At 75.2% G+C, this 20626-nt stretch carries 30 protein-coding genes and 1 pseudogene; 10 read left to right on the forward strand and 21 right to left on the reverse strand.

Annotated features, from left to right (window positions below):
- Positions 1-49: 49 nt before the first annotated feature.
- The gene (locus ACQPX6_RS15735; RefSeq protein ID WP_433788416.1) at positions 50-901 is read left to right on the forward strand and encodes a hypothetical protein; all 852 of its coding nucleotides are present in this window, start codon (positions 50-52) and stop codon (positions 899-901) included.
- On the opposite strand, the gene ACQPX6_RS15740 is transcribed toward ACQPX6_RS15735, so the two are convergent.
- The 5 genes and pseudogenes from ACQPX6_RS15740 to ACQPX6_RS15760 form a co-directional block, all read right to left on the reverse strand.
- Complete coding sequence (locus tag ACQPX6_RS15740) at positions 858-1016, reverse strand: hypothetical protein (RefSeq protein ID WP_433788417.1); 159 nt, start codon at positions 1014-1016, stop codon at positions 858-860. The genes ACQPX6_RS15735 and ACQPX6_RS15740 overlap by 44 nt on opposite strands.
- A 40-nt stretch (positions 1017-1056) precedes the next feature.
- Positions 1057-1581: pseudogene (locus ACQPX6_RS15745) on the reverse strand (SDR family NAD(P)-dependent oxidoreductase); the annotation flags it as partial.
- Positions 1578-2036, reverse strand: coding sequence for a GatB/YqeY domain-containing protein (locus ACQPX6_RS15750; RefSeq protein ID WP_433781144.1), 459 nt, complete (start codon positions 2034-2036; stop codon positions 1578-1580). The gene ACQPX6_RS15750 and the pseudogene ACQPX6_RS15745, both read right to left, overlap by 4 nt.
- Positions 2037-2050: 14 nt before the next feature.
- Positions 2051-2782 carry an SDR family oxidoreductase gene (locus ACQPX6_RS15755; RefSeq protein ID WP_433781145.1) on the reverse strand — a complete coding sequence of 244 codons (732 nt, stop codon included), beginning with the start codon at positions 2780-2782 and terminating at the stop codon, positions 2051-2053.
- Between the two features lie 17 nt (positions 2783-2799).
- Entirely contained in the window at positions 2800-3162 is a 363-nt protein-coding gene (locus tag ACQPX6_RS15760; protein ID WP_433781146.1) for a VOC family protein, read from the reverse strand.
- Between the two features lie 76 nt (positions 3163-3238).
- Between ACQPX6_RS15760 and ACQPX6_RS15765 the strand changes: the two genes are divergently transcribed.
- Positions 3239-3799, forward strand: coding sequence for an RNA polymerase sigma factor (locus ACQPX6_RS15765; protein WP_433781147.1), 561 nt, complete (start codon positions 3239-3241; stop codon positions 3797-3799).
- On the forward strand, positions 3796-4515 hold the full coding sequence (locus ACQPX6_RS15770) for a methylated-DNA--[protein]-cysteine S-methyltransferase (protein ID WP_433781149.1): 720 nt from the start codon (positions 3796-3798) through the stop codon (positions 4513-4515). Before ACQPX6_RS15765 ends, ACQPX6_RS15770 begins: the two co-directional genes overlap by 4 nt.
- 7 nt (positions 4516-4522) lie before the next feature.
- Here ACQPX6_RS15770 and ACQPX6_RS15775 read toward each other — a convergent pair whose 3' ends face one another.
- The 3 genes from ACQPX6_RS15775 to msrA are packed head-to-tail and all read right to left on the reverse strand — an operon-like array spanning position 4523 to position 6724.
- Positions 4523-5356 carry a mycofactocin-coupled SDR family oxidoreductase gene (locus ACQPX6_RS15775; RefSeq protein ID WP_433781150.1) on the reverse strand — a complete coding sequence of 278 codons (834 nt, stop codon included), beginning with the start codon at positions 5354-5356 and terminating at the stop codon, positions 4523-4525.
- A gap of 52 nt (positions 5357-5408) precedes the next feature.
- Positions 5409-6212: a DUF1684 domain-containing protein gene (locus tag ACQPX6_RS15780; RefSeq protein ID WP_433781151.1), complete on the reverse strand. Its 804-nt coding sequence runs from the start codon at positions 6210-6212 to the stop codon at positions 5409-5411.
- Complete coding sequence (gene msrA / locus ACQPX6_RS15785; RefSeq protein WP_433781153.1) at positions 6209-6724, reverse strand: peptide-methionine (S)-S-oxide reductase MsrA; 516 nt, start codon at positions 6722-6724, stop codon at positions 6209-6211. Before msrA ends, ACQPX6_RS15780 begins: the two co-directional genes overlap by 4 nt.
- 116 nt (positions 6725-6840) lie before the next feature.
- Here msrA and ACQPX6_RS15790 point away from each other — a divergent pair, with 116 nt between their 5' ends.
- Positions 6841-7308 (forward strand): SRPBCC family protein, encoded by a 468-nt coding sequence (locus tag ACQPX6_RS15790; protein WP_433781154.1) that lies wholly within the window; start codon positions 6841-6843, stop codon positions 7306-7308.
- A gap of 3 nt (positions 7309-7311) precedes the next feature.
- Here the strand turns inward: ACQPX6_RS15790 and ACQPX6_RS15795 are convergent, their stop codons facing one another.
- The gene (locus ACQPX6_RS15795) at positions 7312-7842 is read right to left on the reverse strand and encodes a 2'-5' RNA ligase family protein (protein ID WP_433781156.1); all 531 of its coding nucleotides are present in this window, start codon (positions 7840-7842) and stop codon (positions 7312-7314) included.
- Between the two features lie 83 nt (positions 7843-7925).
- Here ACQPX6_RS15795 and ACQPX6_RS15800 point away from each other — a divergent pair, with 83 nt between their 5' ends.
- Positions 7926-8588, forward strand: a complete 663-nt coding sequence (locus tag ACQPX6_RS15800) for an NADPH-dependent F420 reductase (RefSeq protein WP_433781157.1) — start codon at positions 7926-7928, stop codon at positions 8586-8588.
- On the opposite strand, the gene ACQPX6_RS15805 is transcribed toward ACQPX6_RS15800, so the two are convergent.
- Positions 8566-9462 carry a LysR family transcriptional regulator gene (locus ACQPX6_RS15805; protein WP_433781158.1) on the reverse strand — a complete coding sequence of 299 codons (897 nt, stop codon included), beginning with the start codon at positions 9460-9462 and terminating at the stop codon, positions 8566-8568. The two genes, ACQPX6_RS15800 and ACQPX6_RS15805, sit on opposite strands and share 23 nt — an antisense overlap.
- An 84-nt stretch (positions 9463-9546) precedes the next feature.
- Between ACQPX6_RS15805 and ACQPX6_RS15810 the strand changes: the two genes are divergently transcribed.
- Positions 9547-10440 (forward strand): EamA family transporter, encoded by an 894-nt coding sequence (locus tag ACQPX6_RS15810; protein ID WP_433781159.1) that lies wholly within the window; start codon positions 9547-9549, stop codon positions 10438-10440.
- Positions 10441-10447: 7 nt separating this feature from the next.
- Here ACQPX6_RS15810 and ACQPX6_RS15815 read toward each other — a convergent pair whose 3' ends face one another.
- The 4 genes from ACQPX6_RS15815 to ACQPX6_RS15830 form a co-directional block, all read right to left on the reverse strand.
- A complete protein-coding gene (locus ACQPX6_RS15815) occupies positions 10448-10972 on the reverse strand; it encodes a hypothetical protein (protein WP_433781160.1) in 525 nt (174 codons plus the stop codon).
- A 170-nt stretch (positions 10973-11142) separates the two neighbouring features.
- Complete coding sequence (locus tag ACQPX6_RS15820) at positions 11143-11388, reverse strand: hypothetical protein (protein WP_433781162.1); 246 nt, start codon at positions 11386-11388, stop codon at positions 11143-11145.
- 5 nt (positions 11389-11393) lie between these two features.
- Positions 11394-11546 (reverse strand): hypothetical protein, encoded by a 153-nt coding sequence (locus ACQPX6_RS15825; RefSeq protein WP_433781164.1) that lies wholly within the window; start codon positions 11544-11546, stop codon positions 11394-11396.
- Between the two features lie 7 nt (positions 11547-11553).
- On the reverse strand, positions 11554-12180 hold the full coding sequence (locus tag ACQPX6_RS15830; protein WP_433781165.1) for a trimeric intracellular cation channel family protein: 627 nt from the start codon (positions 12178-12180) through the stop codon (positions 11554-11556).
- Between the two features lie 45 nt (positions 12181-12225).
- Here ACQPX6_RS15830 and ACQPX6_RS15835 point away from each other — a divergent pair, with 45 nt between their 5' ends.
- Genes ACQPX6_RS15835 through ACQPX6_RS15850 form a run of 4 tightly spaced genes read left to right on the forward strand, consistent with a single transcriptional unit; the run spans position 12226 to position 14118 of the window.
- On the forward strand, positions 12226-13029 hold the full coding sequence (locus tag ACQPX6_RS15835; protein WP_433781167.1) for an enoyl-CoA hydratase-related protein: 804 nt from the start codon (positions 12226-12228) through the stop codon (positions 13027-13029).
- Positions 13030-13039: 10 nt separating this feature from the next.
- Complete coding sequence (locus ACQPX6_RS15840) at positions 13040-13417, forward strand: cupin domain-containing protein (RefSeq protein WP_433781168.1); 378 nt, start codon at positions 13040-13042, stop codon at positions 13415-13417.
- A gap of 33 nt (positions 13418-13450) precedes the next feature.
- Complete coding sequence (locus ACQPX6_RS15845; RefSeq protein ID WP_433781170.1) at positions 13451-13732, forward strand: ArsR/SmtB family transcription factor; 282 nt, start codon at positions 13451-13453, stop codon at positions 13730-13732.
- Entirely contained in the window at positions 13729-14118 is a 390-nt protein-coding gene (locus ACQPX6_RS15850; protein ID WP_433781171.1) for a VOC family protein, read from the forward strand. The genes ACQPX6_RS15845 and ACQPX6_RS15850 overlap by 4 nt, the downstream gene beginning before the upstream one ends.
- A 16-nt stretch (positions 14119-14134) precedes the next feature.
- On the opposite strand, the gene paaI is transcribed toward ACQPX6_RS15850, so the two are convergent.
- The 7 genes from paaI to paaA form a co-directional block, all read right to left on the reverse strand.
- Positions 14135-14512 (reverse strand): hydroxyphenylacetyl-CoA thioesterase PaaI, encoded by a 378-nt coding sequence (gene paaI, locus ACQPX6_RS15855; RefSeq protein WP_433788283.1) that lies wholly within the window; start codon positions 14510-14512, stop codon positions 14135-14137.
- Between the two features lie 23 nt (positions 14513-14535).
- Entirely contained in the window at positions 14536-16587 is a 2052-nt protein-coding gene (paaZ, locus tag ACQPX6_RS15860) for a phenylacetic acid degradation bifunctional protein PaaZ (protein WP_433781172.1), read from the reverse strand.
- 29 nt (positions 16588-16616) lie between these two features.
- Positions 16617-17699, reverse strand: a complete 1083-nt coding sequence (gene paaE / locus ACQPX6_RS15865) for a 1,2-phenylacetyl-CoA epoxidase subunit PaaE (RefSeq protein WP_433781173.1) — start codon at positions 17697-17699, stop codon at positions 16617-16619.
- Complete coding sequence (paaD, locus tag ACQPX6_RS15870; RefSeq protein WP_433781174.1) at positions 17699-18205, reverse strand: 1,2-phenylacetyl-CoA epoxidase subunit PaaD; 507 nt, start codon at positions 18203-18205, stop codon at positions 17699-17701. Before paaD ends, paaE begins: the two co-directional genes overlap by 1 nt.
- Positions 18202-19125 (reverse strand): 1,2-phenylacetyl-CoA epoxidase subunit PaaC, encoded by a 924-nt coding sequence (gene paaC / locus ACQPX6_RS15875; RefSeq protein WP_433781176.1) that lies wholly within the window; start codon positions 19123-19125, stop codon positions 18202-18204. The genes paaD and paaC overlap by 4 nt, the downstream gene beginning before the upstream one ends.
- Before the next feature lie 15 nt (positions 19126-19140).
- Entirely contained in the window at positions 19141-19407 is a 267-nt protein-coding gene (gene paaB / locus ACQPX6_RS15880) for a 1,2-phenylacetyl-CoA epoxidase subunit PaaB (protein WP_433788284.1), read from the reverse strand.
- A gap of 119 nt (positions 19408-19526) precedes the next feature.
- Positions 19527-20540, reverse strand: a complete 1014-nt coding sequence (paaA, locus tag ACQPX6_RS15885) for a 1,2-phenylacetyl-CoA epoxidase subunit PaaA (RefSeq protein WP_433781177.1) — start codon at positions 20538-20540, stop codon at positions 19527-19529.
- Positions 20541-20626: the final 86 nt, after the last annotated feature.

The raw sequence follows: 20626 nt of genomic DNA on the forward strand, positions 1-20626 counted from the left end.
TGCATAGGTCGCGCGGAACGGCTCGGGCTCCGGCGACGTCGAACCCTGTGTGACCCTCGAACATCCCGACCCCGCACCGCTGCTGGTCCGGGCCCTGGATCTGCTCGCCGCCCGCCCCGGCGCGGTACTCGCCGGACCGACGGCGGCGGCGCTGTGGATCGACGAGTTCGCCGGGATCCGGGCCGGCGACGACCGCGAGGCCCACCTCGAGCTCGTGCCCCCGCTCGCCCGCGCACCGCTCGAGATCGTGGTGCCCGGGCGGGGCGGGCGATCGACGGCCGGGGTGCGGGTCCGCGCGGACGAGCTCCACCCCGACGAGATCGGCGAGGTGCCCGTCGACGGCGGCGTCGTCCGACTCACGAGTCCGATGCGCACGGCGTTCGACCTCGCGCGGACCCGGCCGCTCGACGAGGCCGTCGAGCTCGTCGATGCGATCGGCGCCCGCCACGTCGTGTGGCCCGACGACCTGCGCCGGATCGCGCACTCACATCCCGGGGTCCGGGGCCGGCGGGCGGTGTTCGCGGTGGCGGACCTGATCGACCACGGCAGCACCTCGCCGGCGCGGACCCGGGTCCGGCTGGTGCTGCGCCGCGGCGGCATCGACGCCCCGCGGGCCGGGCGGGCGATCGTCGACGCGGAGGGGGTGCTCGTCGGGTTCCTCGACCTCTCCTGGCCCGAGGACGGGTGCGGCTTCCAGGTCGGCCGGCCGCGCGCGGAGGCCCTCGCCCGCACCGGACGGCTCGGCGAGTACGGGTGGTTCGTGCAGCTCATCCCCGACCACGGGCGGCCGGACTGGTTGGTGTTCCAGGCGCTGGGCCTCCTGGAGCGGCGGCGGGGCCGGGTGTCGCCGCCGCTGATCACAAGGTCTGACCGCCGTCGACGACGATCGTCTGCCCGGTGATCGCGCGGCTCTCGACGACGCCGAGCACGGTGCGGGCGACGTCGTCGGGCGTGGTCTCGCGGTCGAGCAGGGACGCGGCAGCGAGCGAGCGCCCACGCCCTCGTCGCCGGCCCACAGCGGGTCATCACCAAGCCCGGCGCGACCTCGTTCACGCGCACCGGGGCCAGGGCCCGGGCCAGCGAGCGGGTCAGCCCGTGCAGCGCCGACTTGCTCACGGCGTAGGGCAGCGACGACCCCTGGCCGGTCAGGCCGGCGATCGAGCCGATGTTGACCACGCAGCCGTCGTCGGCGGCGTGCAGGTCGTCGGCGGCGGCGCGGGCGCAGTACCAGGGCGCCATGAGGTTGATCGCGAGCATCTGCTGCCACACGTCGTCGGTGGCGCCGGCGAGATCGTCGAGGGCCAGCGGCACGGTGGCGCCCGCGTTGTTCACGAGCACCGCGACGGGGCCGAGGCGCTCGCGCACCTCGGCGACCATCCCCTGCACGGCGCCGTCGTCGGTGACGTCGGCGTGCACGGCGATCGCCCGGCCACCTTCGGCCTCGATCTCGGCCACGGTCGCCTCGGCGTCGTCGGCCGAACGCCGGTACGAGATCGCGACGGCGTGGCCCGCCCGGTGGAGCGCGAGGCTGCAGGCGCGCCCGATGCCGGTGCCGCCGCCGGTGACGAGCGCCGTGGTCACGAGCCGCTGAGCTGGCGCTTGACCTCCGCGGACACGCGGCGCCCGTCGGCTCGCCCGGCGACCTGCGGCTGGACGGCCTTCATCACCACGCCCATCTGCTTCGGCCCCGCCGCCCCGGTCTCGGAGATGACGGCCTCGACGATCGTGGCGAGGTCCTCGTCGGAGATCTGGGTGGGCAGGTAGTCGTCGAGGACGGCCTGCTCGGCGCGCTCGCGCTCGGCGAGCTCGGTGCGCCCGGCGCCGTCGAACGCCTCGGCGGACTCGCGGCGCTTCTTCTGCTCGCGGCCGAGGACGGTGACCACCTCGTCGTCGCTGAGCTCGCGGTGCGCGTCGCCCGCGACCTCCTCGGTGTTGATCGCCGAGAGGGCCATGCGGATGGTCGCGACCCGGACCTGGTCGCGGGCCTTCATCGCGGTCGTGAGGTCGCTGCGCAGTCGTTCCTTGAGCGGTGCCACGGACACCACCGTAGTCAGGTGACGCGACGGAGAATCGGTGTCGGCATCACGCGCAGGACGCGGCCGAGCACGCTCCACGGCCAGGTCGGCACGTAGGCGAACGCGGGCGCGCGCTCGACGGCGTCGGCCATCGCGCGCGCGCCGGTGACCGCGTCGACGGCGAAGGGCATGGTCATGCCCTCGTTGAGGTCGGTGCGGATGAAGCCGGGCGCGAGGGTGGTCACGCGGATCGGGGTGCCGGCGACGTCGACGCGGATGCCCTCGGCGAGGTGCGACAGGGCCGCCTTCGTCGCGGCGTAGGTGGTCTGCGCGCCGCGGAGCCCGCGGTCGGCGGCCACCGAGGACACGACGACGAGGTGGCCTGCGCCCTGCTCCCGGAAGATCTCCATCGCCACCTCGCACTGGGCCAGCGCGGAGACGAAGTTGGTGCGGGCGGTGGCGAGGTTGGCGTCGAAGCGCCCGGTGCCGATCGGCGCGCCCTTGCCCAGCCCGGCGTTGACCACCACGCGGTCCAGCCCGCCGAGCTCGTCGCGCAGCGCGCGCACGGTGGCGAACACCGCGTCGTGGTCGTCGACGTCGAGGGCCGCGACGGCGACGCGCACCCCGGTGGGCGCGAGCTCGTCGCGCAGGGCCTCGAGGCGGTCGAGGCGCCGGGCGGCCAGCGCCAGGTCGTGGCCGCGGGCGGCGAACTCGCGGGCCATGCCCGCCCCGAGGCCCGAGCTCGCTCCGGTGATCAAGGTCCGCATGCGCGGAGCCTGTCAGGTCACCGGTGGGCGAGCACGTTCACCACCACGCCCTGCGGGGTGCGCACGAAGAAGCGGCGCACGCCCCACGCCTCGTCGGTGAGCGGGTGGACGATCTCCAGGCCGGCGTCCACCGCGCCGGCGTGCACCGCGGCCAGCGCGTCGAGGTCGGCCACCTCCACCGACACCCGGCTGTCCTCCGGCGCCGTGGCGTCGCGGGCGACGAGCTGCACCTGGGCGTTGTCGGGGCCGCGGTGGTTGACGATCCAGCCCAGGTCCATGGGGGTGTCGAGCCCGAGCAGGCCGGTCCAGAACGGGGCGTCGGCGCCCGGGTCGGCGACGGTGAGGTTGGCGACGATGCGGCGCACGGGCGAGTCGGTCACGGGCGCCAGCCTCCCGCGCGCGAGGGCCCCGGGTCTTGGACGAAACGGAAGGCGGGCGTGTGGTGTTCTCCTGGACGTGGCCGACGACGAGCAGCTCCGCGCGGCGCTGGTCGACGACCTCGACGCGGGGTTCGAGGCCGTGGTGCGCGCGCACGCCGACGTGGTGCACGCGGTGGCGCGGCGCACCGTGTCCCGGGCCGCCGACGCCGAGGACCTCGCCGCCGAGGCCCTGCTGCGGGCCTATCGGGCGCTGCGCGGCTACACCCCGGCGCGGATCGAGGCCCTGACCCTGCGGCCCTGGCTGCTGACGATCCTGCTCAACACCGCGCGCAACGACCGCCGCGACGCCGCCCGCCGGCCCCGCACCGACGGCGTCGCCCCGGTGCCCGACCGCCCCGCGAGCGCGCCCGGCCCCGCCGAGCAGGCCGAGAGCACCGAGCTCGGCGACCACCTGGCCGTCCTGCTCGCCGATCTCCCGGCCGCTCAGCGCACCGCCGTGGTGCTGCGCCACGTCGTCGACCTGCCCGTGGCCGAGGTGGCCGCGGTCCTCGGGTGCGGCGAGGCGACCGCGCGCTCGCACGCCAAGCGGGGCCTCGACGCCCTGCGCACCCGCCTGATCTCCGAGGAGAAGCCGTGACGGACACCCTGCTCACCGCCCTGCGTGACCTCGCGGGGCCCGCCCCGGCGACGCTCGCCGACCGCGTCGTCGACGCCTGGGTGCGCGTGCCCGGCCCGCTGGGCGAGGTGTTCGCCGTGACCGGCGCCCAGGGCGTGCGCCTGCTCCGCCCGGCGGCGCACGCCGGCGACCTCGACGCGTTCCTCGAGGGCTACCGCGCTCGCCACGGCCGCCCGGTCCGCCCGGCGGCGCGCACCCCGCGGGGCCTGCTGCCCGCGCTGCGCGGCACCGGTCCCGGCCCGGATCTCGACCTGGGCGACCTGACGCCGTTCGCCCGCGAGGTCCTCGCCGTCACCGCCCGCATCCCCACCGGCCAGACCCGCCCCTACGGCTGGGTGGCGCGCGAGGCCGGGCACCCGAAGGCCGTGCGGGCGGTGGGCACGGTGCTGGCACGCAACCCGGTGCCGCTGCTGGTGCCGTGCCACCGCGTGGTGCGCGGCGACGGGGACGTCGGGCAGTACCTGTCGGGCGTCGCGGACAAGGTGGCGCTGCTCGAGCGCGAGGGCGTGGAGCTCGCGCACCTCGCGGGCCTGGTCGGCAGCGACACCACGGGCGTCGTGTGCTTCCCGACCTGCCATCACGCGCGCCGGATCACCACCGCCCACCGGCAGGGGTTCGCGAGCCTCGAGCGCGCCCGCGCCGCCGGCTACCGCCCGTGCCGCGACTGCCGCCCCTGACCACGACTCAGCGGGCTGTGAACCCCGCGTCCACGGGCATCGCGATGCCGGTGACGTAGCGGGCCTCGTCGGAGCAGAGCCAGGCCACGGCGGCCGTCACGTCCCGGGGCTCGAGGAGGCCGACCGGCAGCAGGTTGCCGACGTCGGGCACCTCGCCGGCGGGCGGGTCGGTGAACAGGGCCGCGACCGCGTCGTTGAGCACCATCGGCGTCGCGACGCCCGAGGGGTGCACGGAGTTCACGCGGATCGAGTGCGGTGCCAGCCAGTGCGCCCAGGCGCGCACGAGCCCGACCAGCGCGTGCTTGCTGGCGATGTAGCCGTCCATCTGCCCACTGCCGTCGCCGCCACGGCCGGTGAGGCCCATCGACGAGCTGGTGACGACGATCGCGCCGCCGCGGCCCTGGGCGATCATCGCCGGCGCGGCGGCCTGGACGGTGTTCCAGACGCCGACGGTGTTGACGTCGAGCTGGTCGCGGAACGCCCGCGCGGCGGAGACGTCGGGCGACGCCATGCCGATCCCGGCGTTGGCGAGCACGGCGTCCACGCCGCCGAGCTCCTCGATCCCGGCCGTGACGGCCGTGCCGAGCCCCTCGGCGTCGCGGACGTCCGCGACGTGCGCGCTGACCCGTCCCCCGCGCTCGCGCACCCCGGCCGCGGTCTCCTCGAGCTCCTCGGGGGTGGCCAGCGGGTAGGCGACGCCGGGGTCGGGCGCGCAGACGTCGATAGCGACGATGTCCGCGCCCTCCTCGGCGAGGCGCCAGGCGTGGCTGCGTCCCTGTCCGCGGGCGGCGCCGGTGATGAGCGCGACGCGGCCCGCGTGCCGTCCCGAGCGGTGCACCATGGTCGGACCGTAGCACCGACTGGTTGCAAAACAGAACCAGTCGGTGCAGCGGTCAGACCGGCGTCTTCTCCCCCGCCTCCACCGGCACCGAGACGGTGTTGCCCGCCGGCGGGAGCGGGCAGGTGGCGTACGCGGTGAACGCGCAGGGCAGGTTGACCGTGCGGTTCAGGTCGATCCGCACGGTGCCGTCGTCCGCGGGCGCCGGGGTGCGCAGGTTGCGCCCGCCGCCGTAGGTGCTCGCGCCCGAGGTGCCGTCGCGGAAGTGCAGGACGAGCCCGCCGGCCTCACCGGCGAGGGCGACGAGCTCCTGCTCGGCGCCGCCGAGGGTGAAGTGCACCGTGCCCACGGCCGTCGGGTGGAACCCGAGGCCGTCGACGACGGTGTCGACGTCGATGCGCTGCGGGGCGTCCCACGGCACGAACCGGCCGTCGACCACCCACGCGGCGTCGACGGGGAACGCCGGCACCCCGGCGAAGCGCTGCCGGGTCGGGGCCTGCGGGTCGCGCACGCGCAGGGCGACGTGCTCCTCGCGGCGGATCACCTCGACCCGCCGCTCCCCCACCTCGACCAGCACGCCGGGCTTGCCGTCGACGGGCTCGACGCGGGCGGTGCCGTCCACGGCCGCGCCGTCGACGGCGACGCCGTCACCGCGCGCGGCCGTGATCTGCGCACCGCCGTCGACGGCCCGCCACGTCCCCGGGAGCTCCGGGTACGGGCGGGCCTCGCCGTCGAGCCAGTACAGGCCCGCGAGGCTGAGCCAGCCGTGCGGGGCGCGCAGCGTGTCCTCGCGCTCCGCGTGCCAGGCGGCCCAGTCCGCGGTCAGGGCTCCGGTCCGATCTGCGGTGCCGGCCGTCACGCCGACGTCGCCGCGCGCCGCGGCAGCACCCAGTCCGGGCGCACGAAGTGGCAGGTGTAGCCCCAGGGCTGCTTGAGCAGGTAGTCCTGGTGCTCGGGCTCGGCCTCCCAGAACTCGCCGGCCGGCTCCACCTCGGTGACGACCTTGCCCGGCCAGAGGCCGGACGCGTCGACGTCGGCGATGGTGTCGCGCGCGACACGCTCCTGCTCGGGGGTCGTGTAGTAGATCGCCGACCGGTAGCTGCGCCCGACGTCGTTGCCCTGGCGGTTCTTCGTCGACGGGTCGTGGATCTGGAAGAAGAACTCGAGGATCTCGCGGTAGGAGATGACGTCGTCGTCGTACACGACCTCGACGGCCTCGGCGTGGTCGCCGTGGCGGCGGTACGTCGCGTTCGGCGTGTTCGGGTCCCCCGAGTAACCGACCCTCGTCGACAGGATGCCGGGGCGGCGGCGCAGCAGGTCCTGCGCACCCCAGAAACACCCACCGGCCAGGATCGCGGTCTGCGTGGCCACGGAATCGACCTCCTCGGTCTCGGCTTGCTGTGCGCACAACGCCCGTGGGGCCGGCCGTGTTCCGTCCGGGGACGCCGGTCCCGGAGATCCGCACGGGGGGTGACATGCTCCGCACCGTGAGCGAGCAGCGCATCGAGGTCCCCCGATGGATCGACGCCGAGCCGGCGACGATCTTCGACGTGCTGCGCGACCCGCACGGGCACGTCGCCATCGACAGCTCCGGGATGCTCATGGACGCCACCGGCGAGCCGGTGGAGGCCGTCGGCGACCGCTTCACCGTGCACATGGACCGCGAGGCGCTGGGCGACCGGCCGCTCGGGCGCTACGACGTCGACGTGGTCATCACCGTCTACGAGCCCGACCGCGAGATCGCCTGGACGATCGAGGGCCAGGCGAAGCCGTTCATCGGCCACGTCTACGGCTACCGCCTCGAGCCCGACGACGACGGCACCCGCGTCGTGTCCTACCTCGACTGGTCGGCGATCCACCCCGAGTGGGCCGAGCGCGACATCTTCCCCGTGGTCTCCGAGCAGGCGCTCAAGGCGACGCTGGGGATCCTCGCGCGCAACGTGCAGAAGAACTGACCGCTAGCCGGTCAGCGGCACCTCGGCCACGGTGCGCCAGCGCTCGTCGCGGGCCAGCAGGTGCACGCGGTCGACCCGCGTGACCAGGGGCAGCTCCGGGACGAGCGCCTCGGCCGCCGCCTCGAGGTCCCGCGCCGACGCCGCCCGGCGCAGCCCGACCGTCAGGTGCGGGACGAGCTCGCGGTCCGCAGGCGGCACCGCGGGCACGGCGCGCCGGATCCGCTCGGCGATGTCGCGGAACGGGGCCACCGGCTCCGGGGCGAGCCACAGCACCCGCCGGTCGAACCACCGCACCGCGCCGAACGTGGCGGTGAACGCCGCCACGGGCGCCACCGCCTCGCGCAGTGCCGCGACCGCGGCGTCGTCGACCGCGGCGGGCTCGAGGAAGGGGTACACGAGCGTCAGGTGCGCGCCGAGCCCGCGCCGCGCGGTGGGGTCGAGCCGCGCCCGCAGCGCGCCGACCAGCGGCTCGGCGTCGGGCACCAGCGCCGCGATCATGGTGCGCCGGACGTCGGGGTCGAGGACGGGGGCCACGCCCGCAGAGCATGCCCTGCTCGCGCTTGCCCTCGACCGCGATCGAGGTCCTAGCGTCGGCGGCGTCGACGAGAGGAGATCCGATGCGCATCGCGGTCCTGGGCACGGGTGAGGTGGGGCGGGCGCTCGCCGGGCGCTGCGCGGAGGTCGGTCACGACGTCGTCGTGGGCACGCGCGACCCGGCGCGGACCCGCGATCGCGACGGGTACGCCGGCTGGCTCGACGCGCACGACACCATCCGGCTGGTGGCGAACGCCGAGGCCGGCGCCCACGCCGAGCTGCTGGTCAACGCGACGAACGGAGCGGGCTCGCTCGCCGCGTCGGGCGACGCGGGGGTGGCCGACCACCCCGGGCTCGTCGTGCTCGACGTCGCCAACGTGCTCGACTTCTCCGGCGGCGGGCCCTACCCCGCCATCGGGGCGGCCACCGACCACAGCCTCGCCGAGCGGTTGCAGGCGGCCTTCCCCACGGCGCGCGTGGTGAAGGGCCTCAACACGATGAACTGCCAGGTCATGGCCGACCCGGCCCGGGTGCCCGGCGAGCACGTGACCTTCGTGGCCGGCGACGACGAGGACGCCAAGGCGGCGGTGCGCGCCCTGCTCGCAGCGTTCGGCTGGCCCGCGCACCGCGTCCTCGACCTCGGCGGGCTCTCCGCCGCGCGGGCGACGGAGATGTACCTGCCGCTGTGGCTCTCGCTGTTCACCGCGGCCGGGACCGCTGACGTCAACATCGCGCTCTGCCGCTAGCGATCGCGTCGAGCACGAGGGCCACCGGCGGCCAGCTCGCCCGCCCCCGCCGGGTCACGGCGTAGGCGCGCTGTCGGACGCCGGGGGCGGTGAGCCGGACGACGGTCACCCCGTCGCGGACGGGCCGGTCCCGCGGCAGGAGGCCGACGCCGAGCCCGGCGACGACCAGCTCCTCGACCAGCTCGAGGCTGTCGGCCTCGTGCGCGGTGTGCAGCCGGAAGCCCGCCATCGAGGCCAGCGTGCGCAGCACCTGCTCGTCGGCCGGGTTGCGCGAGTTGCCGATCCACGCCCGGTCCCGGAACGCGGCGATCACCGTCAGCGTGTCGGCACCGGGGGCGGGGACGTCGGCGGACGGGACGGCGAGCCCCCACGCCGTCGTCCACAACGGCGAGGCGGTGAGGTCCGGGTCGAGGGCGTCGGGCGCGAGGTCGTAGTCGTAGGTCAGGGCGAGGTCGACGCCGTCGGCGACGAGCATCGCGTGCGCCTCGGCCGGCTCGTGCTCGCGGATCGTCAGCGTGACGCCCGGGTGCGACACGGCCAGCGCGGCCACCGTCGGCATCACCGCCCGCCGGATCGCCGTCGCGAACCCGGCCACGCGCACCACCCCGCGCGGCTCGGCCTCCGGGTCGAGGTCGAGGCGCGCGGTCTCGACCGCCGCGAGGATCGTGCGCGCGTGCTCGGCGAGCCGCCGCCCGGCGGGGGTCAGCCGGGACCGCCGCCCCTCGGGCTCCACCAGCGCGGCGCCGGACTCGCGCGCCAGCGCCGCGATCTGCTGGGACACCACCGACGTGCTCGTGCCCAGGACCTCGGCCACCACCCGCATCGAGCCGTGCCGGGCGAACTCGACGAGGTAGGGCAGGCGGCGCGTGTCCACGCCGACCATTGTCCGCCATCGACGAACGATGTGTGAAGGATGCTCACGTGGACGCGAACGATGTCGCCCTCTTCACTGGTGCTCGTGACCGCCTCCGCCCTCTCCCCCACCACCGGCACCCGCCCGCCCTCGCCCCGCACCGGCGCCGGGATGGCGGTCGGCGCGATGCTCTGCGTCCAGCTCGGGCTCGCCCTCTCGGTCGGGCTGTTCGACCAGATCGGGTCCACGGGCACCGCCTGTCTGCGGCTGCTGTGGGCCGGGCTGCTGCTGGTGCTCCTCGCGCGCCCGCGGCCCTCGGCGTTCACGCGGTCGAGCCTCGCGGCGTGCGTCGCGCTGGGCGTGGTCACCGCCGGCCTGACGATCCTGTTCACCGAGGCGATCGCCCGCATCCCGCTGGGCACGGCCGCCGCGCTGGAGTTCCTCGGTCCGCTCGGCGTCGCGCTGCTGCGCGGCCGGGGCCGGGCGCGCGGGTGGGCGCTGCTCGCGGGCGCGGGCGTCGTGCTGCTCACGAGTCCGTGGCAGGCGGGCCTCGACCCCGCCGGCGTCGCCTTCGCCCTCGGCGCCGCGGCCTGCTGGGCGGGCTACATCCTGCTCACCCAGCGCGTCGGCGACCACGTCACCGGGCTCACCGGGCTCGCGGTGTCGATGCCGGTCGCCGCGCTCGTCGCCACCGCGGTCGCCGGCCCGGGGCTCCTCGCCCACCTCGAGGCGGGGCGGATCGACGCGTCGGTGCTGCTCACGGGCCTGGGGATCGCGCTGCTGCTCCCCGTGGTGCCGTTCAGCCTGGAGCTGCTGGCCCTGCGCCGGCTCACCACCGCGGCCTTCGGGACGCTCATGTGCCTCGAGCCCGCGATCGCCCTCGTCATCGGCGTGGTGCTCCTGCACCAGGTGCCCTCGGTGCTCGCCGCGGCCGCCGTCGCCGCCGTCGTGCTCGCCGGGATCGGCGCGGAACGGGCGGGGGCGCGGATGCCGACCTGATCCCGGGTCAGGCGTACGCGGCGACCATGCCCACGACCACGCCGACGGCCCCGATCGCGGCCACCCCGACCCCGCCGACGAGCGCCGGGCGCTTGCTGCGCCGGCTCCCGAGCGCCCACAGCGCCACGGCGGGCAGGAACGCGAGCACCACGACGCCGAGGAACGGCACCGTGAGGGCCGCGAGGACGCCGGCCGTCCCGGCGGGCACGGCGCGGTCGCCCTCGGGCGCGAGCTGGGCCCGGCGGACGTCGCCGGCGGTGGAGTCCGGGGACGCGTCCACGGCCACGGCCGGCCCGCCGTCGTCGGGGGCGAAGGTGCCGGTGCAGTCGTAGCGCCCCTGGCCGAGCTCGGTGCACTGCTCGACGGTCAGCGTCCCGGGGGTGCCCACGGACCCGGTGGCGAGCTGCAGGTCGCCGAGCGAGAAGAGGAACGGGGCGACGCCCAGCACGAACCACAGGAGCAGCAGCACGATGCGGCCGACGGGCCCGGGGTCGTTGCCGGGGCCGGGCGTCGGGGTGCCGAAGTCCGCCACGGCGACATGATGCCGAACGGGGCGCGAGGGGCACGTCCGGCAGGTGCCGGCGCCTCTCGATCATGCGCCACGTGCCCCTCGTGACCCTGACCCCTCGCCGGGGCGGATCGCCCAGGACGCACCGTGTCCTCAGGACACGGGTCCCACCCCGAACGCCGGGCCCGGGGGCGTCAGTCGTCCGGGCCGTCCGGGTCCGCGCCGAGGTCGCGGAGGTGGTCGCGCCGGAGGCTCTCGTTCCAGTGCTCCTCGCCGCGGCCCGTGCCCTCGGCGCGGTCGACGCCCAGGAAGCGCGCCATGAACTGCCGTTTCGCCTCGGCCCGGACCACGTCGTCCACCGCGGCACCGAGCGCGGCCTCGGCGTCCTCGGCCCCCGGGTCCGGTTTCGGATCCCCGCCGTCCGTGCCGCCCTCGCTCATGGACCTCAGGGTGCCCCCTCGACGGGCCCCGGGCCAGCGGAGCGCAGCTGCAGCCCGGCCTCGGCGGCGGGGCGCCGGGCGGTCCGCTCGACCCAGCGGTGGTCGACCAGCTCGGCGCGGCTGTCCCACCCCTGCCCCATCGGGGCGCGCCGCGTCACGGACCCATCAGTCCGCCGGCCCCACACCGGGCGGCCGGGGCGCGTCGAGGTGGAAGCCCACGCCGACCAGCCGCACGGTCAGCGCGAGGGCGGCACCGGCGAGGGTCCACCCGAAGCCGCCGAACCCCAGCCGCTCGGGCACGACCACCACCGCCGCCCCGAGCAGCGCGGGGATCGCGTAGAGCTCGCTGCTCAGGACGGTCGGCACCCGGCGCACGAGGACGTCGCGGATCGTGCCGCCGCCGACGGCGGTGATCCCGCCCAGCAGGATCGCCTGCCCGACGCCCGCACCGAGGTCGATCGCCCGGCCCGCGCCGGTCACCGCGAACAGCGAGAGCCCGAGGGCGTCGAGCACCGTGATCGGCATGGCGAGGCGCTCGAGCTGGCGGCTCGCGGCGAAGGCGACGAGGCCCCCGACGGTGGCGACCGCGAGGTAGCGCCAGTCGCTGAACGTCGCCGGCGGCAGCGCCCCGAGCAGCACGTCGCGCAGGATGCCGCCGCCCAGCGCGGTGATCATGCCGAGCGTCACCACGCCGACGATGTCCAGGCGCGCCGCGCGCACCGCCGTGAGCGCGCCGTTGAGGGCGAACGCGAACGTCCCCAGCAGGTCCAGGACGAGGGCGGCCGTCGACATCGGGGCCACGGTCCCAGGCCGGGAGCGAGGCGCGAGGATGCCCCCGTGTCGACCGCGCTCTGGCCCGATCCCCCCGAGCCCTCCGCCGAGGAGGTCGCCGCGCGCCTGCACGTCGAGCGCCGCGGCCACGTCCTGCTGCTGCGGATGCAGCGCGACGACCGGCACAACGCCCTCGACGTCGCCATGACGCGCGCGCTGGACGCCGCGTTGAACACCCTCGACGACGACCCGGAGCTGCGCTGCGGGGTGCTCGCCGGCGGGCGGCGGTCGTTCTCCGCGGGCACCGACATCGCCGTCGGCCCCGGCGCGCCCACCCCGCGCGGCGGCAACTACGGGGTGGTCGGGCGCCGGCGCCGCACCCCGCTGGTCGCGGCCGTCGAGGGCATCGCCTACGGCGGCGGCTTCGAGCTCGCGCTGGCCTGCGACCTCGTCGTCGCGGCGCGGACTGCGCGCTTCGCCCTGCCCGAGGTCGGGCTCGGGCTCGTCGCCAACTGCGGCGCGCTGTTCCGCGGCCCGCGGGCCCTCCCGCCGATGGTGGCGCGCCAGCTGCTGCTCACCGGCGACCCGCTGGGCGCCGACCGGTGCCAGGAGCTGGGGCTGGTCACCGAGCTGGTCGAGTCCGGCGCCGCCGAGGACCGCGCGCTCGCGCTCGCCGCCCGCATCGCCGCGCGCTCCCCCGTCGCCGTGCAGGCCACCCTCGCCGCGGTGGAGGACGCGCTGATCGAGCCCGACGCGCGCGGTTGGGCGGCCACCGACGGCGCTGTCGCGCGGGTGGCGGCCAGTGAGGACCGGGCCGAGGGCGTGGCCGCCTTCTTCGCCAAGCGGGAACCCCGCTTCACCGGACGCTGAGGGAGGACCCGTGAGCTTCTTCGTACGCCCCGCCGGCGAGGGCGAGCGCTACGAGTTCGACGGCACGACGTTCACCGTGAAGGCGAGCGGCGCCGACACCGAGGGCCGCGTGGGCGTGATGGAGCAGGCGGCGCCCGCCGGGCTGACCGTGCCCGCGCACACCCACGAGGGCGAGGACGAGATGTTCTACGTCCTCGAGGGCGAGCTGCGCGGCTTCTGCGGCGACGAGCGCTTCACGGCGTCGGCGGGGGCCTTCATCTTCCTGCCCCGCGACGTCGAGCACGGCTTCGAGGTGGTCGGCGACGGCCCCGCCCGCGCGCTGACGATCGTCGGCCCCGCGCGGTTCGACCGGCTGGTGGTGGAGCAGGGTCGTCGACTGGACCCTTGATGGGCAAGCCGTGACTTGCCTATTCTGCTCCCCGTGGCGGACGTCTACCGGGCCCTCGACGACGAGACACGTCGTCTCGTCCTCGACGAGCTCGCCGCCCGCGACGGCCAGACCCTCTTCGAGATCTGCACCGTCCTGCTCACCCGGCACGGCCGCACGTCCACCCGGCAGGCCGTCTCGCAGCACCTCGCGGTGCTCGAGGAGGCCGGCCTGGTGGTGACGGAGCGGCGAGGCCGCTCCAAGTTCCACCACTTCGACCGCTCGCCGCTCGCCGAGATCGCCCGGCGCTGGCCCCTCCCGGAGGACGTCCCGTGAAGATCCGACTGACCAGCATCTTCGTCGACGACCAGCGTGCCGCGCTGGCGTTCTACACCGACGTGCTGGGCTTCTCCGTCCGCCACGACGTCCCGCTGGGCGACGCCTCCTGGCTCACCGTCGTCTCGCCCGAGGACCCCGACGGGCCCGAGCTGCTGCTCGAGCCGGCCGGGCACCCGGCGGTGAAGCCCTACCGCGACGCCCTCGTCGAGGACGGCATCCCGCTCGTCCAGTTCGCCGTCGACGACGTCGAGGCCGAGCACCGGCGCCTCACCGAGCGGGGCGTGGTGTTCACCCTGCCGCCCACCGACGGCGGCCCGGTGATGGTCGCGGTGTTCGACGACACCTGCGGCAACCTCGTCCAGATCGTCAGCGAGAAGGCCTGACGAGACTGGCTGAGCCTCAACCGCGCTCGATCGTCCGGCTCCGGCCCCGGAACTCGGCGATGACCTGCCCGTCGGCCGGCCGGGCGACGGTGATGTCGTAGACGCCGCTGCGCCCGAAGCGAGTGCGCTCGGTGGCCAGCGCCTCGAGCTCGTCGCCCTCGCGGGCGGAGGCGACGAACACGATGTCGGCGGCCGCGGCCACCGTGACCGGGCCGGGGCTGTTGCAGGCGCACGCGAACGCCGAGTCGGCGAGCAGGAACAGGTAACCGCCGTGGCACATGCCGTGCCCGTTGACCATCTCCGAGCTCACCCGCATGGTCAGGCGCGCCCGCCCGTCGACGGCCTCGTGCAGCACCATGCCCAGCTTGCGGGACGCGGCGTCGTCGTCCCACATGCGCTGCACGGCGTCGACGACGGTCACGAGGACGCCTGCTTCGCGACGAGGGTGAGCACGTCGTAGCGCGCCACCGAGTCGCCCGCGGCGTTGGTGACGTCGGCGTCCCAGCGGACCTCGCCGTAGTCGGCGGTGTCGCGCGGGGTGATCTGCTTGGCGGTCAGGGTGATCGTCAGTTCGTCGTCGAACTTCACCGGCGTGAGGAACCGCAGGGAGTCCACCCCGAAGTTGGCCAGCACCGGCCCGGGCGCCGGGTCGACGAACAGCCCGGCGGCGAACGAGACCACCAGGTAGCCGTGGGCCACGCGCTCGCCGAAGAACGGGTTCGCGGCCGCGGCCTCGGCGTCGGTGTGGGCGTAGAAGGTGTCGCCGGTGAACTCGGCGAAGTGCTCGACGTCTTCCTGGGTCACCCGGCGCGGCCCGCCGACGACGGTGTCGCCGATGCGCAGCTCCTCGAGGTGCTTGCGGAACGGGTGGACGTCGGTGACGGTGCGCTCGCTGCCGCGCACCCAGCGCCCGGTGATCGCGGTGAGCATCGCCGGGCTGCCCTGCACCGCGGTGCGCTGCATGTGGTGGGCCACCCCGCGGATGCCGCCCATCTCCTCGCCGCCGCCCGCGCGACCCGGACCGCCGTGCACGAGCTGGGGCATGGGCGAGCCGTGGCCCGTCGACTCCGGCGCGGCGGCCGCGTCGAGCACCAGCATCCGGCCGTGCCACGGCGCGGCGCCGAGGACGACGGTGCGCGCGACGTCGGGATCGGCGGTGACCACGGAGCCGACCAGCGAGCCCTGGCCGCGCGCGGCGAGCTCGACGACCTGGTCGACGGACTCGTAGGGCAGCACGGTGGAGACGGGGCCGAAGGCCTCGACCTCGTGGAACGCGGCGGTGTCGGGGTCGCCGGTGAGCAGCACCGGGGACAGGAACGCGCCCCGCTCGGCGTCGGCGTCGACCACCTCGACGTGGTCGGGGTCGCCGAACACCACGCGCCCGGCGTCGGTCAGCGACTTCAGCGAGCGGCGCACCTCCTCGCGCTGCTCGGTGCCCGCCAGCGCGCCCATCCGGACGTCGGGGTTCGCCGGATTCCCGACCGTCACCTTCGCCAGCCGCGCGGACACGGCCTCGAGCACCGCGTCGACCTGCGCCGACGGCACGAACGCCCGGCGGATCGCCGTGCACTTCTGCCCCGCCTTGACCGTCATCTCGGTGGCGAGCTGCTTCACGTAGAGGTCGAACTCGGTGGTGCCCGGGACGGCGTCGGGCCCGAGGATCGAGCAGTTCAGCGAGTCGGCCTCGGCGGTGAAGCGCACCGAGCGCGCCGTGAGCGTCGGGTGGGTGCGCAGGCGCGCCGCGGTGGACGCCGAGCCGGTGAACGAGACGAGGTCCTGCTCGGTGAGGTGGTCGAACAGGTCCCCGCCAGAAGAGGATGTGAGGGAGCCCGCGAGGAACTGGACCGCGCCCTCGGGCAGCAGGCCGCTCTCGACGACCAGCCTCACCAGCTCGGCGGTGAGGAACGCCGTCGGCGTGGCCGGCTTGATGATCGTGGGGACGCCGGCGAGGAACGCCGGGGCGAGCTTCTCCAGCGGGCCCCAGCAGGGGAAATTGTAGGCGTTGATCTGCACCGCGACGCCGTGGCGCGGGGTCAGCACGTGCTGGCCGAGGAAGGTGCCGCCCTTCGAGAGCGGCTCCACGTCGCCCTCGACGAGCACCGACCCGGCCGGCAGCTCGCGCTTGCCCTTCGACGCGTAGGCCTGCAGGACACCGATGCCGCCGTCGACGTCGAACTTGGAGTCCCCGAGCGTCGCGCCGGTGCGCGCCGAGACGGCGTAGAGCTCCTCGCGGTGCTCGCGCAGGTGCCCGGCGAGGGCCTTGAGCAGCGAGGCGCGCTGGTGGAACGACAGCTCCCGCAGCGCAGGCCCGCCGGTGCGCCGGCCGTACGCGGCGGCGGCGGCCACGTCGATGCCGTCGGTGGACACCCGGCCGACCTCGTCGCCGGTGACGGCGTCGTACATCGGCCGCCCCTCGCCGGTGGGGGCCTGCCAGCGGCCCTGGACGTGGCTCTGGAGCACTGCGGTCATCGTCGGGTGCTTCCTCGCGGGGACGGGGGTCAGGTGTCGTAGTCGACGGTGAGGGTCTCGGAGACGGGCGTCGACTGGCAGGTGAGCACGAAGCCGGCGTCGACCTCGTCCTGCTCAAGGGCGAAGTTGCGGGCCATCCGCACCTCCCCCTCGGTGATCTGGGCGCGGCAGGTGCCGCACACCCCGCCCTTGCACGCGAACGGCAGGTCGGAGCGGACCTTCTGCGCGGCGTCGAGCACCGACAGGTCGCGGGGCAGGGTGATCGCGGTGGAGCGGCCGTTGAGGATCACGGTGCCGGCGGCGCCCTCGCCGTCGTCCGCCCCGTCGTCGTGCCGCACGGGCTCCGGCGGCGGCGCGTCGACGTAGAACAGCTCCTGGTGCACGCGCTCGCGGGGCACGCCGAGCTCGCCGAGCACCTCGCGCGCGTCGGTGACCATGCCGAACGGCCCGCAGAGCCACCAGTGGTCGACGTCGGGCACCGGCACCAGGGCGCCGAGCAACGTGCGCAGCTTCTCCGCGTCGAGTCGGCCGCCGAAGATCTCGGCCTCCATCGGCTCGCGGGAGAGCACGTGGTCGAGCTGGAGCCGATGGCGGTAGCGGTCCTTGAGGTCGGCCAGGTCCTCGGCGAACATCACCGTGTCGGTGCGCCGGTTGCCGTAGAGCAGCGTGACGTGGTTGTCCGGGTGCGCGCCCAGTACGGTCGCGGCGATCGAGAGCACGGGGGTGATCCCGGACCCGGCGGCGATGAGCGCGTGGTGCTCCCCCGCGGCGGTCGACGGGGTGAAGCGCCCCTCGGGCGGCCCGACCTCCAGCTCGTCGCCGACCGCGAGCCGGTCGACGAGCCACTCCGAGAACAGGCCGGTGTCGACGCGGCGCACCCCGATCCGCGGCGCGGCCCCCTCGGGCGCGCAGATCGAGTACGACCGGCGCTCCTCCCCCGCGGCGGTGTGCAGGCGCAGGGTCAGGTACTGGCCGGCGCGGAAGCGGTAGCGCTCGGCGAGGTCGTCGGGCACGTCGAAGGTCACCGCGACGGCGTCGTCGGTGAGCCGCTCGACGCGCCCGACGCGCAGCGCGTGGAAGCCGGTCCCGCGCACGGGGGCAGCGGCGGTCATCAGATCTCCTTGACGTGCTCGAACGGCTCGGCGCACGCGCGGCAACGGCGCAGCGCCGTGCACGCCGTCGGCCCGAACCGGGACACGACCTCGGTGTCGCCCGCGCCGCACTGCGGGCAGGCCACGACCGGCTCGGGCGGGTCGAGCCTCAGCGGCACCGGACCCGCGGCGCGCGGCCCGACGTGCGCGGGCGGCGCGATGCCGGCCTCGGCGAGCTTGCGGCGCCCGGCGTCACTGATGAAGTCGGTGGTCCACGGCGGGCTGAAGCTGGTGCGGACGTCCACCCGCGCGTGGCCGGCCTCCTCCAGCTTGTGGCGGAGGTCCGAGCGCATCTCGTCGAGCGCGGGGCAGCCCGAGTAGGTGGGCGTGATCGTCACGACGACGGTCCCGTCCTCGCGGGTCTCCGCGCCGCGCAGCACGCCGAGGTCGGCGAGGGTCAGCATCGGCATCTGGGGGTCGGTGACCTCGGCGGCGAGGTCCCACACGGCCCGATCGATGGTCGTCACCACGTCGCCTCCGGGTGCGCCCGGGCCAGCGACTGCAGCATCGCGAGCACCGGCCCCAGCGCCTCGGTGTGGACGCCGTCGCGGCCCCCGCGCCCGGCGACGAGCCCGACGGCCGGGCGCTCGGGGCGGGTCAGCCCCGCGGGGGGCAGGACCTGGTCGAGCACGGCGTCGAGCTCGGCGCGCAGCGCCGCGGGGTCGACGGCGACGCCGGCCTCGACCAGGCGCGCCTCGACCGGGTGCACGGTGAACAGCTCCTCGACGAACGGCCACACCCCGTCGAGCCCGGCCTGCATGCGCTCGTGGGAGTACGGGGTGCCGTCGCCGAGCCGCACGACCCACTGCGCGGCGTACTGGCGCTGGTAGGCGAGCTCCTTGACGGTCTTGTCGGCCACGGCGGCGAGCACGACGTCCCGCGAGCCCACGAGCCGGGTCATCAGCGCGAGGCGCCACGACGAGAACACGAGCATCCAGGCCATCGTGCGGCCGAAGTCGCCGAGGTCGGCCTCGGCGAGGACGACGTTGCGGAAAGCGCGCTCGTCACGGAAGTACGCGAGCACGTCCTCGTCGTCCTGCGGGCCGGCGCGGAACGGCTCGGCGGCCCCGAGGTGCCCGGCGCGGGAGAGCAGCACGCGGGCCTGGCCGAGCAGGTCGAGCGCGATGTTGGCGAGCGCGACCTCCTCCTCCAGCTCCGGGGCGTTGGTCGTCCACTCGGCCAGGCGCTGGCTCGCGACGAGCGCGTCGTCGGCGAGCATGAGGCAGTAGGTGGCGAGGTCGTCGCGGTCGACGCCCTCGGGCGCCGGTGCGTCGATCTCGGCGGTGCCGGCGTCGAAACCGGCGCCGAAGGCCCAGCGGTCCTCGTCGCCGTCGAGGGTCTCGGCCAGGGCCTGGTAGGCGCTGTCAGCGCTGTCGGGGCCGCCCATGGAGAGCCTCCCTCGCTACAGGTGCGGGACGGAGTCGGGGATGTCGTAGAACGTCGGGTGCCGGTAGACCTTGTCGCCGGCGGGTGCGAAGAACGGGTCCTTCTCGTCCGGGCTCGACGCCGTGATGGCGTCGCCGCGGACCACCCAGATGCTCACGCCCTCGTTGCGCCGCGTGTAGAGGTTGCGGGCGTTGTGCAGGGCCATCGTGTCGTCGGGCGCGTGCAGCGAGCCGACGTGCACGTGGTTGAGCCCGCGCTTCCCGCGGACGAAGACCTCGTACAACGGCCAGCGGGCCTTGGGAGACGAAGCGGAGCGGAGCTCGACCTCGGAGTTCGGCGTGCCGGTGCCGAGATCCCCCGCGGGGTCGCCCTCGACGTGCGCGGTGACGTCGTCGGACATGCTCACGCGCTCATCGCCTCCCGCGTCCCGGCGTGCTTGGCGGCGTACGCCGACGCCGCGTCGCGCACCCACTGGCCGTTCTCGTGGGCCGCGCGCCGGTGCGCCAGGCGCTGGGCGTTGCACGGTCCGGCGCCCTTCACCACGGCGGTGAACTCGTCCCAGTCGATCGCGCCGAAGTCGTAGGACCCGCGCTCGGGGTTCCAGCGCAGCTCGGGGTCGGGGAACGTGACCCCGAGCGCCTCGGCCTGCGGCACCGACATGTCGACGTAGCGCTGGCGCAGCTCGTCGTTGGTGTGGCGCTTGATCCGCCAGGCCATCGACTGCTGGGTGTTGGGCGAGTCGCCGTCGGCGGGCCCGAACATCATCAGCGAGGGCCACCACCAGCGGTCGACCGCGTCCTGGACCATCGCGCGCTGCGCCTGCGTGCCGGCCATCAGCGTGCGCAGCAGCTCGAAGCCCTGGCGCTGGTGGAAGGACTCCTCCTTGCAGATGCGCACCATGGCCCGCGCGTAGGGGCCGTAGCTCGAGCGGCACAGCGGCACCTGGTTGCAGATCGCGGCGCCGTCGACGAGCCACCCGATGACGCCGATGTCGGCGAAGGTCAGCGTCGGGTAGTTGAAGATCGACGAGTACTTCTGCCTGCTGCTGATGAGCTTCTCGGTGAGCTCGCCGCGGTCGACGCCGAGCGTCTCGGTGGCCGAGTAGAGGTAGAGCCCGTGCCCGGCCTCGTCCTGCACCTTGGCCAGCAGGATGGCCTTCCGCCGCAGGCTGGGGGCGCGCAGGATCCAGTTGCCCTCGGGCTGCATGCCGATGATCTCGGAGTGCGCGTGCTGGGCCACCTGGCGGATCAGCGTCTTGCGGTAGCCCTCGGGCATCCAGTCGCGCGGCTCAACGCGTCCCTCGCCGCCGACCGTGCGCTCGAAGGCCTCCTCCAGCTCGTGCCGGAGGTGCTCGGGGACGTCGGTGCCCCCGTCAGGAGCCGCCGCGGTCGCGAGGCGCGTGGTCTCGTCGGACATCGCCGTCCTTCCGCCCGAATGTTCGTTCGGTTGGGATGGTGCACCACGCCGGGAGACCGACGCAACCACCGACCGTGGGTGCCGCG

It is taken from the genome of Actinomycetospora sp. CA-101289 (assembly GCF_050955895.1).
In the GTDB taxonomy this organism is placed as follows: Bacteria; Actinomycetota; Actinomycetes; order Mycobacteriales; family Pseudonocardiaceae; genus Actinomycetospora.